The organism is Streptomyces sp. NPDC058274, from assembly GCF_042881375.1.
Classification (GTDB): Bacteria; Actinomycetota; Actinomycetes; order Streptomycetales; family Streptomycetaceae; genus Streptomyces.
Genome location: NZ_JBHVXW010000010.1, coordinates 168,977 through 182,319 on the forward strand (window position 1 = coordinate 168,977; position 13,343 = coordinate 182,319).

A 13,343-nucleotide genomic window follows, 5' to 3' on the forward strand; every position below is an offset into this window, starting at 1 on the left:
GGTCCGTCCGCCCACCTCCTACAGCGACGGCCGGACCCCGCCTTTCCTCCCCTTGGAAGGGACCCTCAGTGAAGCACCCCGACGACGAGAACGAACTGTTCAACCGGCTCGAAGCCGAACTGACCTCCGACCTCCGACCCGACTCCGGGGGCGAGGTAGTCGACCTCGACAAGGCACGGTCGGCCCGTACCGAGTCGGCCGATCCGACCACCCGACCCGACGCCGACCCGTCGCCCGACTTCATGCCGGACCGGTCGGGTGCCGAGTCGGGCGACCCGACCGCCCGTGTGATGGTCGATCTTCCGACCGCCAAGGCGACCGGTCCGGGCTACCTCGGTCGGCTGCTCGCCGCACAGCGCCGTCCGGTCGTTCCGCCTTGGCTTCAGTCCGTGGCGGAGCTGAAGACCGCCACCGGATGGGTGGCGCGCCACTACGCCCACTCGGTCGGCTACCACGCGCTGCGCTCCCCGGTCTACGCCGCACGCCTCACGCTTCAGGCGCCGTCCGGTGCCGCGAAGTTCGTGGGCGGCACCATGCGGTGGATGGCCGACCGCGAGGGCGAGCCGGTCCGACTCGCCGCCGTCCGACGCGAGGACGCAGCCGAGTACCTGAAACTGTCGCGGCAGCGCGACGGACGGGTCCGACTCCGCACCCTCGTTGCCGTGCTCGCCATGTTCATCGGGCTCGGCTCCGCACTCGCCATCTACGTCCTCGCCCCCGACTGGCTTCAGGCCCTGTCGGCCGGCGCGGTCGTGATGGCGCTCGGGGCCGCAGGCCGCAAGGCGGACGACCCGGTCATCCACCGGGCGGTGGAGCTGCCCACGGCTGTCAAGCTCACCAGTGACATCGTGCTGCGTGCGCTCGGCTCGCTCGGCATCCCCGCCATCAACCAGGCACAGGGCAAGGGCCGCGACGGCTTCGAGTTCACCGCCCCCATCACCCGCGACGGTCCCGGATGGCGCGCGGAGGGGAACCTCCCCTACGGCGTCACCGTGACCGACGTCATCGAGCGTCGCGACCGGCTCGCCTCCGGCCTGCGCCGGCCACTGGGCTGCGTGTGGCCCGAGGCGGTCCCCAACGAGCACACCGGCCATCTCGTGCTGTGGGTCGGCGATCAGGACATGTCGACGTCCCGCAAGCCCAAGTGGCCGCTGCTGACCAGCGGCAGCGTGAACCTGTTCAAGCCCGTCGCCTACGGCACCGACCAGCGCGGACGCTGGGTTGAGGTCACGCTCATGTACATCGCGGGCATCATCGGCGCCATCCCGCGTATGGGCAAGACTTTCCTGCTCCGCCTGCTCCTGCTGATCGCCGCGTTGGACCCGCGGGCGGAGCTGCACACCTACGACATGAAGGGCACCGGCGACCTGGACCCGGTCGGCAATGCCGTCTCGCACCGGCACGCCGCGGGCGACGATGACGACGCCATCGAGTACTGCCTGAATGACTTCCGGGCGCTGCGTGAGGAACTGCGCCGGCGTACCAAGGTGATCCGCTCGCTTCCGCGGGACATCTGCCCGGAGTCGAAGGTGACCAGCGAACTCGCCGACAAGCGCTCGCTCGGCCTGCACCCCATCGTGATCGGGGTGGATGAGTGCCAGGTGCTGTTCGAGCACCCCAAGCACAAGGACGAGTTCGAGGAGATCGCCACCGACCTGGTCAAACGCGGTCCGGCTACCGGCATCGTGCTGTTGCTGGCCACGCAGCGGCCGGACGCGAAGGCGCTGCCCACCGGCATCTCCGCGAACGCGTCGGCGCGTTGGTGCCTGAAGGTCATGGGCCAGCTGGAGAACGACATGGTGCTCGGCACCTCCGCGTACAAGCGCGGTGTGCGGGCGACCATGTTCAGCTGGGGAGACAAGGGCATCCACTACTTCATCGGTGAAGGCTCCGATGCCCGGATCGTGGGCTCTGTCTACGTCGACGGACCCGGCGCCGACAGCATCGCCGCCCGCGCCCGCACGGCGCGCGAGAAGGCCGGACTGCTGTCCGGTCACGCGCTGGGGGAGGAGCCGGAGACCGTGGCGAGCGCGTACGACCTGCTCGCCGACATCCTCGCCGTGATCCCCGTCAAGGAGACCAAGGTGTGGTCCGAGACCGTCGTCGCGCGGCTCGCCGAACTGCGCCCCGAGGTCTACGACGGATGGGAACCGGAGACCCTCGCCGCGGCCCTGAAGCCGCGCGGCCTGTCCACGATCCAGGTGGGCCGCCGCGTGGACGGCAAGGTCGTCAACCGGCGCGGTGTCGACCGCTCCCACGTCACGGCCGCGGTTGCGGAGCGTGACGGAAAGCGGGACGCGGGCTGACCGTCACGGGCCGCTAGCGCTAGCGGCACACCCCGCTAGCGTTAGCGGCTCGCTTAGCGCCCCAAACCAGCCCTGATCAGGTCGCTAGCGCATAGCGGCCCACCTGCGGAAACCCCTGAAAACCGCCCTGGAGGGCCCGTCATGACCCCTGTCCTGTTCGCTATCACGCTCCTGCTCGGCGTCACGCTGTGTTACGTAGCTGTGTGTGCTGCCTCGCCGTTCGGCAACTGCCGCAAGTGCAACGGCTGGGGCTTCCAGATGAAGACCGACCGCAAGGGCCGCCAGAAGCGCGGCAAGGACTGCCGCCGCTGCAAGGCCACCGGCAAGCGCATACGCGTCGGCCGCTGGCTCTACAACCGGTGGGCCCGCATCTACCGCGCCGGCACCGACACCCCGCGCCCGGAGGGCTCGCGATGATCCTGAACATCTCCGCCGTGCTGCTGTTCGGCGCCGCGTCCGCTCTCGCTGTCAAGACGAAGTCCGCCGGTGGCGGCGCGGCCATCGTGCTGTTCCTGTTCGGGTTCTTCGTCGCCGGGACCGGCGCGTACGAGCCCATCCACAACCTCGTGCAGGCGTCCGCCGACGCCCTGTCCGCCCTGGGCAACTGACAGGAGATCCCCATGTCCCGCATGCCCAAGCACGTGCTCAAGCTCTTGAGCACGGTGGCTGCCTACGACTCCGGCGAGGGCGTCACCTTCCGCGCGATCCCGCGCGGCCGGTGGCGGCTGGCCGGGCACCGGCGCGGCTATGCCGTGCAGGCACGCACCTTCTACCCGCTGACCACTGGTGGCCTGCTCGAAGTCAGCGGAGACGACCCATTGGCTGTTGCCGCCACCATCACCGACGCTGGACGTGCCCACCTCGCCGGAGGTGCGAAGTGAACGAGTACGTTCCCGCCCTGCGGCCGAACACCCCGACCGCTCCCGCGTACGACCCGGCAGCGTTGGACCTGTACGCGCCGGACCCGTCGGCCGTCGAACTGGCCGCGGAACGGGGCCCGGTGGTGTGGGTGCCGGACGCCTACGGCCGCATGGTTCCCATGCCCAAGCATCTTGCTCCGCTCCCGATGGTCCGCCCGGAGCCGCGCGACCTGACCCCGCTGCCGCTGTTGGACCCGATCGCTCAGCGCTTCATCGGCGCCGGGATCGGAGGGGGAGCCCTGTCGGCCGGCGTCGGCTACGGCATCGGTGAGGTCATCAACGCCGTCGCCGGATTCAGTTCCGGAGCCGCGATGTGGATCGCCCTCGCCGTTCTCGCCTGGCGCACCCCGGTCCGCGCCATCAGTGGCGGACGTGGAAGCACGGTCCACATCCGCAAGGCCGTGATCAAGCGCAACACCTTCCACGGCTAGACGTGGCTGGGGCGGTCGCCTCTCGCCAAAGACCGCGACCGCCCCGGTTCTCCGTCCCTTCGACAGAAACAGGAGACCTCAAGCATGACACCTGATCGCAAGACCACGCTGCCCGGCGCGAATCCGGCGGGGACCCACCTGCGGACGGCCCTGGAACTCGCCGCTGCAGGCGTGCCGGTCCTGCCGCTGCGAGCCGGAAAGGTGCCGTTCGGGAACTGCCGGACGTGCGCGGATGGCGCGTGCGGTGGACGCGCGCACATGAAGAGCGCGGGCCCCTGCCAGTGCCCCGCGGTGTGCCACGCCTGGGCCGCAGCCACCACCGATACCACCGTGCTCGCCTCCCGCGCGTGGGCGCCGGCGTGGCGGCAGGCTGCGGCTGTCGCCTACCACCCTGGGGGCGCCGGGCTGACGGTCGTGGACCTCGATAACGCGGACGCGATCGCGTGGGCGCGGCAGGCGCTGCCCGGTACGCGGACCGTGTCGACCACCCGCGGTGAGCACTGGATCTACCGAGGGGCGATGCAGTCAGCCAACGCGGTTCGGCCTGGCGTGGACGTCAAGTCGCTCATGCAGTATGCCCGTTGGCTCGGACCCGGCACCGGCACCATGGCCGCTCTGCCGCCTGCCGCCCTCGCCCTGGTCGTGAAGGAAGAGACCACCTCCGCCCCGGGGAAGGTGGTCTCTTCCCTCCCCGAACGCGCTACCTGGGATCACACAGTCGCCACCGGCTGCCGCCACACCGGGCAGTACGTGACCACCGGCCTGGAGCGCGGCCTCACCCTCGTGCGCGCCCGCACCGAATCCGGGGCCGCCTCACAGGCGTTCGGTGTCGCCCGGTTCCTGGGAGCCCAGCATGCACAGTGCCCCGGACCGTGCGGACTGGACGCCATCGGCTGGCAGATCGTCGCCGCGGCCGTCTCCGTGGGTGTGCCCGAGGACTACGCGCGCCGCGCGGTCGCCAACGGCCTCCAGACGGCCGAGAGGGGCGCGGCGTGACCAGTAAGCCCGCCATTTCCCTCAAAGAGCCTCAGAACGCCATACAGCACCCATCACGGGTGGCCGTAGGCGACCGAAAGGACGTCGCCGAAGGCGTCCGCACTGCTGTTGGTCCTGACCCGCAGGGCGACGACGGCCGCGCCACGGTGGTGCGGCTCGTGGAGCTCCACGGCGAACACCGCACTGCGTGCCCGCTGTTGACGACCCTCGAAGGGAGGGCAGCCTCATGACCACACAGTCCGTGGACAGTCCCGACCTGTGGGCCGGACTGCCCGCCCTGGAAGAGCCGCCCGCACCCGTGTGGGAAGAGCCCGTTCCTCTCGCCGGTCCGCGCAAGCTCACTCCCTTCCCCGTGGGCTCGCTGCCGGGCTGGCTGCGGGAGTTCGTGGCTGCGGTCGCCGAGGAGACACAGACCCCCGTCGACCTCGCCGGTTGCATCGCCCTGTCGGTGCTCGCCACGGCGGCCGGCGGCCGGTCGGTGGTGCAGGTGCGCGGGCACTGGCGCGAGCCCACCAACCTCTACATTGTCGTCTCGCTGCCGCCCGCCAACCGCAAATCGGCCGTGTTCGGCCTGCTCACGGACCCGCTGTATGAGGCAGAGCAGCAACTGCGCACGCTGATCCAACCGGCCATCGTGGAAGCGGAGATGACCGCACGCCTCGCCAAGGAAGCGGCCGACAAGGCCACCGCCAAGGCGGCATCCGCGAGCGCGGATGAGCGTGACGAGATGGTCGCTACGGCGATCGCGCTGGCGCAGACCGCGGACAGCGTCCGCGTGCCGGTCAAACCGCAGTTGCTCGCCGACGACACCACTGCCGAGACGGTCACCTCACGGATGGCGGAGCAGGGCGGCCGGATCGCCGTCATGTCCGCCGAGGGCGACATCTTCGACATCATCGCCGGACGGTACTCCGGCAAGCCCAACATGGGTGTCTTCCTCAAAGGCCACGCCGGCGACCGTCTCAAGGTCGACCGGCAGACCCGCGAGGAATACATCGAACACCCCGCCCTCACCATGGGGTTGTGCGTCCAGCCGCAGGTCCTGGACGACATCGGAAAGCAGGACGGATTCAAGGGCCGCGGCCTGCTCGGCAGGTTCCTCTACTCGGTTCCCGAATCGCTGGTGGGCAGCCGCAAGATCGAGCCCGACCCCATCCCCGAGCAGGTGATGGAGACCTACCGGCGCCACGTCCTGGACCTGACGCTGTTCCTCGCCGAGTGGACCGACCCCGCCTCCATCCAGCTCACCCCCGAGGCCGTCATCACCCTCACCGCCTTCCAGGCCCGGGTGGAACCGATGCTCGAAGCCCGCGGCGGCATCATGGGCCAGATCGGCGATTGGGGCGGAAAGCTGGTCGGCGCCACCGCCCGCATGGCCGCCCTGCTCCACCTCGCCGAACACCTCACCAAGGGGCACACGGTGCCCGTGGCGGCAGCGACCATGCGCGACGCGATCGCACTGGCTGAGTACTTCATCAGCCACAGCCTCGCCGCGTTCGACTCGATGGGCGCCGACCGCATCACGGAACGCGCCCGCACCGTGCTGGAAGCCCTGCGCACCCACGGGTGGCGCGAGGTCAGCAAGCGGGACCTGATGGTCAAGCTCTCCCGCTCCGAGTTCCGCACCGCCAACGACCTGGACCCCGTGTTGGCCCTGTTGGAAGACCACGGATACGTGCGAGCCCAAGCCGTCCACCGCACCGGAGGACGCGGCCGGCCACCCTCCCCCCGCTACCTGGTCCACCCCCGCCTGACCGAACCGACCGCCTGACCCCGCCACAGAAACCACAGAATCACAGAAATACCCCCGGCAAGCCCCTGACCAGCACAGACAGCCGCGTCAGGGGCTTCCAGTGGTCTGCCACAGAAACGAACCGAGAAGCCACAGAAATAGCCCGGCACCGGTCCCGCCGGTCCGGCCGCTTGTTTCTGTGGAAGTTCCTGCGATTTCTGTGGCAGCCTCCACTGTGGGGCATCGCCGCAGGTCAGCCCGCCAATCCAGGGTTTCTGTGTATTTCGTGGTTTCTGTGGCGGCTTCCGGCCGGTCCGATCACCTTCCCTTGCTCTCTCGCCCAAGGAGGAGTCGTGGCCAAGTCCCGCGACGAGATGCTGACCATCCCCGAAGTGATCGAAGAGATAGGCGTACCGCGAGCGACGTTCTACCGCTGGCGGCAGTACAAGAAGGGCCCGAAGTCCATCAAGCTCCCGAACGGCGCGGTGCGAATCCGGCGGTCCGAACTCAGTCGGTGGCTCCAGACGCTGGAGGAGAGCGCGTGACGAAGGACACCGACAGCGGGGCCGAGCAGAACAACAGCTCGGCCCCGGACGGGTTTTCGCTCGATGTCCGCCTGTGGAAGGTGTCCAAAGCGCAGAGCAAGACCCGTCCCTACCAACTGCGTTGGAAAGTCGGAGGGAAGGTCAGTAGCGCCACCTTCGCCACGGTGGCGCTCGCAGAGAGCCGTAGATCTGAACTGTGGCAGGCAATGCGCCGTGGCGAGGCATTCCGCATCACGGGTGGTCTGCCTGAATCCGAGGTACGGGCCGAGGTCAGCGCGGAGCAAGCCCGTGAGGAACTGCCCTGGCTCTCGTTCTGTCGCGAGTACATGGCGATGCGCTGGCCGACCGCCGCGGCCAAGACCCGTGAGGGCATCGCCGACGGGCTCGCCGCGGTGACGCTGGCACTGGTGGAGCAGGAACAGAAAATGCCGTCACCGGAAGAGTTGCGTCTCGCCTTCCGATGGGCGGTCATTCCCAAGCACGCCGAACTTGACCCGCCGGAGGAACTTGAAGACGCCTACGGGTGGATATCCAAGAAGTCGCTTCTCGTCTCCTCGCTGGAGGACCCGAAGATTCTTCGCGATGTTCAGTATCGGATCTCCTTCAAGCTGGACGGTACCCCCGCGGCGGGGGAGACTTCCCGTCGCCGTCGGCGTGCGCTCAACACAGCAGTTGAATACGCCATAGAGCGCAAGCTTCTGATGGAGAACCCACTCACCGCCATTAAGAGGGTGAAGAGCGCTTCATCGGACCGAGTGGACCCGCGCGTTCTCGTGAACAAGATTCAGGCTGCTCAACTCCTCGCCTCGGTCTCGTACGTCGGGACATGGGACCGTAAGAGGGGTCGGCGCCTGGTGGGCTTCTACGCGGTCATGTACTTCGCGGGGCTCCGCCCGAGTGAGGCTGTGGGCCTCAGGAATGCTGATTGCTTCCTTCCCGAAAAGGGGTGGGGTGTTCTGACGCTTCACGACACACACCCCGTGTCGGGCAAGCAGTGGACAGACAGCGGAAAGCGCCACGACAAGCGCGGTCTGAAGTCCAGGGAAGCCAAGGAAGACCGGCCGGTCCCGATCCCCCCGCCGCTCGTGGCCATGCTCCGCGCCCACCTGAAGGAGTTCGGCACGGCCAAGGACGGACGGCTCTTCACGAACGAGAGGGGCGGTCTCGTGGGCAGCAGTACCTATTGGCGAGTGTGGCGGGACGCTCGGGAGTACGCGCTTCCACCGGACCTTCAGGCGTCCATCCTCGGAGGACGGCCGTACGACCTGCGGCATACCTGCATCACCACATGGTTGAACGCTGGAGTGCCCGTGGCCGAGGTGGCGCGGAGGGTCGGCAATTCACCTGAGGTGATCCATCGCGTCTACGAAGGGTGTATCTATGGTCAAGAAGAGGTGATGAACAGGAAGATCGAGGCGGAGCTTGCCCGGCAGGAGTGAGTGTCGAGTTCAAAGTGCGGAGCGTCTATCAGACGCAAATGGCGTCAAATAGATGCGGAAGTCGGTAGTTGAGGTTGTGGCGTTGGCGGAGGGCAGGTCTTCGTATGGTTTCCCTCCGCCCACGCTACACAGTCAGCTAGCCTGGCGGTCACCCAGGGATCATGCACCAAATGGTCAGGTAGGCGGGTCTCCGCATCGATGAATGCTGAGGCAAGCTGCTGAGCTGTCAGGCCAGTCGTTTCCCGCAGGTCGGCTCCGTCGAGGGAAGTTTCGACAAATGTTGCTTTGTTCAGCATGGTGCCACGTAGGTCAACTCTATACATGACTGCCCGGTCGCATCGTGCGTCGGAAAGCCACGCAAAGCACATATCTGCGGAACTGAGAATGCTGCCCTTCATGACCACGCCTCGTAGATCAGCATTCCGAAGGTCTGCTCTGGTAAGGAACATCCATTCCAGGCGCGGCGGAGACTCGAATTCGAAGTGGCGCAGACTGAGCCTGGCCAAGCTGGCATGGCGAAGATCGAGGCGTCGGTTTTCAGGCCGCTTAGGGCGGCGAGCCAGAACCTCAATCGCAGCTTGTATATCGGCGGAAAGTTCAGGGCCGCTCAGATCGTGTGCGATCTCAAGATCGTTCCGTTGCTCAGGAAGAGTGGACGGGGCGCCTGTCCTACCTCTATGGGTTTTGTGCCTTACGAACCCTGCCAGCACTCTGACGATCGCTTCATGGTCCATCGCAGACTCGGATAGCACATGTTCGAGGCTGTAGACGGCTCCCAGGCGCACCTCCAGCTTGTCTGAGGCGAGGTTCTCGACTGCCCCCCGATATCTTTCAGTAACCTGTCCTCGACGCGACAAGAGATATGTGCGTGCTGTGTAGGAAAGGCCAGCGAAGACTGTTGCGCCGGCTAGGGCGGCTAGGATTGTTTGCCGGACCGCGTTTATCGCATCAGCCCGGTCGGATCCGGACAGGTGCTGCACTGTTTTGCCAGCAACGAACCATGAGACCGGACCCAATATTAGTAATAGGGCACCCGCTGTCGCGAGAATCGTGGCAACGGCCGCGGCTACCCATCGTCGGCTTCTCTTCCACCGGGCTTCGACCGCCCGAACCACCGCTGACCTTGCCCGCACCTTCGGACCCCCTCGCAGCAAAGATTCGCCGCGATCGTCTCGCGGGGATGCACGCGGTCACAAGCCGGACGGAGCACGGCCGTCTAGCGCAGGTCTATCGCGATCAACGCGTAACAACGACAAAGAGCGGGACCCAGTGAGACTGGTTCCCGCTCTTCATGCATGGCACTTGCGCTGGTCAACCGCATGATCTGACTGGTTGAAGCGAAGTGCCCCCGGCAGGATTCGAACCTGCGCACACGGCTCCGGAGGCCGTTGCTCTATCCCCTGAGCTACGGGGGCGTGTCTGGCACTTGGTGTGCGGCGACGGGTAGAACCCTACCAGCTAGTGAGGGGGTGCCATGAACAGGTTTCCGTGGGGGGCGGTGCCCTGAGCTGGGGGGTGTCACCCGGAGGGGTGGAAGTCGGGAAAACCCGGACGCGGTGGTGGGTGCGGACCTACTCTCGAGTTGTGCCAGGCGCGTCCGGCCGGGTGCTTGTTGTGGACGACAACAAGGTCATCCGGCAGCTGATCAGGGTCAACCTCGAGCTGGAGGGCATCGAGGTCGTGACCGCTGCCGACGGTGCCGAGTGCCTGGACATCGTTCATCAGGTGCGGCCCGACGTCATCACCCTGGACGTGGTGATGCCCCGGCTCGACGGACTGCGTACCGCCGCCCGGCTGCGTGCCGACCCCCGCACCCGGAGCGTTCCCCTCGCCATCGTCAGCGCCTGTACGCAGTACGAGGTCGAGAGCGGGCTCGACGTCGGTGTCGACGCCTTCCTCGCCAAGCCCTTCGAGCCCGCCGAACTGGTCCGGCTCGTACGGCAGTTGATGGAGCGAGGTAGCAGGGAGGGCGCGGGCCCGGAGCTGGACGGGGAATGGGGGAGCGGGGTCGTCGGAGCGCTGGCCCCCCTGGGGAGTTCTCATGGGACCTCCCACGCGAGCCCGCACGGAAGCATCCACGGAAGCCCCCATGGGACCTCGCACGGGACTTCCCACAGCAGCTCCCGCGCCGCCGGCGGTCCCGAACGCGCCGGCCGCGCCGGTAACTGACGTCGAAGGCGGCAGCGCCCAGGCAACAACACCGGCCGACGCCGGTACGCCCGCCCCCACCCGTCCACATCCCGGACCCTCCGCCAAACCGACTCGCATACCCACCCCCCTCCTCCCCTACGCTTGTCCCGTGACCCCCGTCGAGCTCTCCCGTACCGTGCTGCGCGCGGTGCGTCGTGCTGTGGACGCGGGGGAGCTGAGCGTGGCCGTGCCCTCGCGGGCCGTGGTGAGCGTGCCGGGGCCGGGCGGGCGTGGGGACTACGCCACCACCATCGCGTTGCAGCTGGCGCGGCCCTCCGGGCGGCCGCCCCTGCAGGTCGCCGAGATCCTGCGGCCCCACCTCACGCGCACCGACGGTGTCGCCGACGTCGAGATCACCGGGCCCGGGTTCCTCAACATCCACCTCGACGGGCCTGCCGACGCCGCCGCCCGTCTCGTAAGCGAGATCCAGAGCGGTTCCTACGGCCACAGCGACGCCCTCGCCGGTCAGATCCTGCGGCTGCGGATCCCGTACGACATCCGAGCCGAGGTCGTCGCCGACTCCCTCGTCCGGATCATCGCGACCCAGGGTGGCCGCACCGAGGTCGAGCATCTGCGCACGAGCGACGCCGGTCGCGGGGCCGTGCGCGCGGGCGAACCCGAGCCCGTTGTTCTGCGCCCGGTCCCCGCACCCGAAGACCCCACCCCCCTGGGCCCCGACGCCGCCCGGTGGGCCCTGCTCCACCCCGCCGCCCACGACCGGCCGCGGATCACCGCCGATCATCTCGTGCAGCGCGCGGCCAACCCCCTCTTCCGCGTCCGCTACGCCCACGCCCGCACCCGGGCCCTCACGCGCAACGCCGCCGACCTGGGATTCCACAGCACCCCCGGTGACGTACGGGCGACGGCACCCCGCGAGCCGCACCCCGGCGACGTACAAGCACCCGCCGATTCAGCAAACCGGCCGCACCCCGGCGACGTACAACCGCCCCCCACCCCCAAGTCGGCCACCCCCAAGCCGGCCACCCCCCAGCCGGCCACCCCCGTAGAAGACCTGCTCCGCGCGCTCGCCGACCACCCCCGTGCACTGCGTGCCGCCGCCACCCATCGGGCGCCCGACCGGGTCGCCCGGCAGCTGGTCGCCGTCGCCGACGCGTTTCTCGGCTTTCAGCACACCGTGCTGCCGCTCGGCGACGAGAAACCCTCGGCCGCCCACCGTGCCCGGCTCGCGCTCGCCGAAGCCGCCGGGACGGTGCTGGCCGGTGGCCTGTCCCTGCTCGGCATCAGCGCCCCTGACTACCTGTGAGAGAAGAATGAGCCGTTCCGCACACCCCGCCGGGCCCCGTCACGCCGATGTGCTGCCCGAGGGGCACTACAGCGCCCCGCCCGCCGATCTCAACGCCCTCGACCCCAAGGTGTGGGCCCAGACGGTCACCCGTGACCCGGACGGAGTCGTCAGCGTCGGAGGTATCGGCGTGCAGCGGCTCGCCGAGGAGTTCGGCACCCCCGCCTACTTCGTCGACGAGGCCGACTTCCGGGCACGCGCGCGTGCCTGGCGTACCGCCTTCGGGCACGACGCCGACGTGTTCTACGCCGGGAAGGCGTTCCTGTCCCGGGCCGTCGTGCGCTGGCTGCATGAAGAGGGACTCAACCTCGACGTCTGCTCGGGCGGTGAGCTCGCCACCGCGCTGTCCGCCGGCATGCCCGCCGACCGCATCGCCTTCCACGGCAACAACAAGTCCGTCCGCGAGATCACCGAGGCGATCGAGAGCGGTGTGGGACGCATCGTCCTCGACTCCTTCCAGGAGATCGTCCGCGTCGCCCACATCGCCCAGTCCCTCGGCAAGCGGCAACGCGTGCAGATCCGGGTGACGGTGGGCGTGGAGGCGCACACCCACGAGTTCATCGCCACGGCGCACGAGGACCAGAAGTTCGGGATCGCGCTCGCGGACGGCCAGGCCGCCGAGGCCGTACGGCGTGCGCTCACGCTCGACGGGCTCGAACTGATCGGCATCCACAGCCACATCGGGTCGCAGATCTTCGACATGGCCGGGTTCGAGGTCGCCGCCCGCCGGGTCGTGGCGCTGCTCGCCGCGGTGCGCGACGAGCATGGCGTCGAGCTGCCCGAGATCGACCTCGGCGGCGGTCTCGGCATCGCGTACACCAGCGACGACGACCCGCGCGAGCCGCACGAGATCGCCAAGGCGCTCAGCGAGATCGTCACCCGCGAGTGCGAGGCCGCCAGGCTGCGCACACCGCGCATCTCGGTCGAGCCGGGGCGCGCCATCGTCGGGCCGACCGCCTTCACGCTGTACGAGGTCGGCACCATCAAGCCGCTCGAGGGCCTGCGCACCTACGTCTCCGTCGACGGGGGCATGTCCGACAACATTCGCACCGCTCTGTACGACGCCGAGTACAGCGTCGCTCTGGTGTCGCGCACGAGTGACGCCGAGCCCATGCTCGTCCGCGTCGTCGGCAAGCACTGCGAGAGCGGGGACATCGTCGTGAAGGACGCCTTCCTGCCGTCCGACCTGGCCCCCGGCGATCTGATCGCGGTCCCCGCGACCGGCGCGTACTGCCGGTCCATGGCCAGCAACTACAACCACGCGCTGCGCCCGCCGGTCGTCGCCGTCCACGACGGAGCGGCCCGGGTGATCGTGCGCCGGGAGACGGAGGAGGATCTGCTCCGCCTGGATGTCGGCTGACAGCTGCCGGCCGGTGGCCGCGGGGCCGACGGAAGATCTTCGGTCCCGTGCCCCGGCGAAAATGAAATAGATGTCTCAGGATCCGGACATGGGATAGAAACTCCCGTCCGGTGAGTGAGAC

13 protein-coding genes and 1 tRNA gene are annotated in these 13,343 nt (G+C 68.4%); 12 read left to right on the forward strand and 2 right to left on the reverse strand.

Going from position 1 to position 13,343, the window contains the following annotated elements:
* Positions 1–68: 68 nt before the first annotated feature.
* The 9 genes from ACFVYF_RS21480 (at position 69) to ACFVYF_RS21520 (ending at position 8,369) form a co-directional block, all read left to right on the forward strand.
* A complete protein-coding gene (locus ACFVYF_RS21480) occupies positions 69–2,306 on the forward strand; it encodes a cell division protein FtsK (RefSeq protein WP_389457531.1) in 2,238 nt (745 codons plus the stop codon).
* Between the two features lie 141 nt (positions 2,307–2,447).
* On the forward strand, positions 2,448–2,723 hold the full coding sequence (locus ACFVYF_RS21485; protein WP_389457533.1) for a hypothetical protein: 276 nt from the start codon (positions 2,448–2,450) through the stop codon (positions 2,721–2,723).
* The gene (locus tag ACFVYF_RS21490; RefSeq protein ID WP_389457535.1) at positions 2,720–2,914 is read left to right on the forward strand and encodes a hypothetical protein; all 195 of its coding nucleotides are present in this window, start codon (positions 2,720–2,722) and stop codon (positions 2,912–2,914) included. Before ACFVYF_RS21485 ends, ACFVYF_RS21490 begins: the two co-directional genes overlap by 4 nt.
* Before the next feature lie 12 nt (positions 2,915–2,926).
* The gene (locus ACFVYF_RS21495) at positions 2,927–3,187 is read left to right on the forward strand and encodes a hypothetical protein (RefSeq protein ID WP_389457537.1); all 261 of its coding nucleotides are present in this window, start codon (positions 2,927–2,929) and stop codon (positions 3,185–3,187) included.
* Positions 3,184–3,657 carry a hypothetical protein gene (locus ACFVYF_RS21500; RefSeq protein ID WP_389457538.1) on the forward strand — a complete coding sequence of 158 codons (474 nt, stop codon included), beginning with the start codon at positions 3,184–3,186 and terminating at the stop codon, positions 3,655–3,657. The genes ACFVYF_RS21495 and ACFVYF_RS21500 overlap by 4 nt, the downstream gene beginning before the upstream one ends.
* A gap of 84 nt (positions 3,658–3,741) precedes the next feature.
* A complete protein-coding gene (locus ACFVYF_RS21505; RefSeq protein ID WP_389457540.1) occupies positions 3,742–4,653 on the forward strand; it encodes a bifunctional DNA primase/polymerase in 912 nt (303 codons plus the stop codon).
* Between the two features lie 226 nt (positions 4,654–4,879).
* The gene (locus ACFVYF_RS21510) at positions 4,880–6,424 is read left to right on the forward strand and encodes a YfjI family protein (protein ID WP_389457542.1); all 1,545 of its coding nucleotides are present in this window, start codon (positions 4,880–4,882) and stop codon (positions 6,422–6,424) included.
* Between the two features lie 314 nt (positions 6,425–6,738).
* On the forward strand, positions 6,739–6,930 hold the full coding sequence (locus tag ACFVYF_RS21515) for an AlpA family transcriptional regulator (protein WP_093591720.1): 192 nt from the start codon (positions 6,739–6,741) through the stop codon (positions 6,928–6,930).
* Positions 6,927–8,369 (forward strand): tyrosine-type recombinase/integrase, encoded by a 1,443-nt coding sequence (locus ACFVYF_RS21520; RefSeq protein ID WP_389457544.1) that lies wholly within the window; start codon positions 6,927–6,929, stop codon positions 8,367–8,369. The genes ACFVYF_RS21515 and ACFVYF_RS21520 overlap by 4 nt, the downstream gene beginning before the upstream one ends.
* A gap of 44 nt (positions 8,370–8,413) precedes the next feature.
* Here ACFVYF_RS21520 and ACFVYF_RS21525 read toward each other — a convergent pair whose 3' ends face one another.
* Positions 8,414–9,103, reverse strand: a complete 690-nt coding sequence (locus tag ACFVYF_RS21525; protein ID WP_389457545.1) for a pentapeptide repeat-containing protein — start codon at positions 9,101–9,103, stop codon at positions 8,414–8,416.
* A gap of 609 nt (positions 9,104–9,712) precedes the next feature.
* Positions 9,713–9,784, reverse strand: a tRNA-Arg gene (locus tag ACFVYF_RS21530).
* Positions 9,785–9,932: 148 nt separating this feature from the next.
* Here ACFVYF_RS21530 and ACFVYF_RS21535 point away from each other — a divergent pair.
* From ACFVYF_RS21535 to lysA, 3 genes are all read left to right on the forward strand, one after another.
* Positions 9,933–10,538, forward strand: coding sequence for a response regulator (locus ACFVYF_RS21535; protein WP_389457547.1), 606 nt, complete (start codon positions 9,933–9,935; stop codon positions 10,536–10,538).
* 130 nt (positions 10,539–10,668) lie between these two features.
* Positions 10,669–11,823 (forward strand): ArgS-related anticodon-binding protein NrtL, encoded by a 1,155-nt coding sequence (gene nrtL / locus ACFVYF_RS21540; protein ID WP_389457549.1) that lies wholly within the window; start codon positions 10,669–10,671, stop codon positions 11,821–11,823.
* A 7-nt stretch (positions 11,824–11,830) separates the two neighbouring features.
* Positions 11,831–13,222 (forward strand): diaminopimelate decarboxylase, encoded by a 1,392-nt coding sequence (gene lysA / locus ACFVYF_RS21545; protein WP_389457551.1) that lies wholly within the window; start codon positions 11,831–11,833, stop codon positions 13,220–13,222.
* Positions 13,223–13,343: the final 121 nt, after the last annotated feature.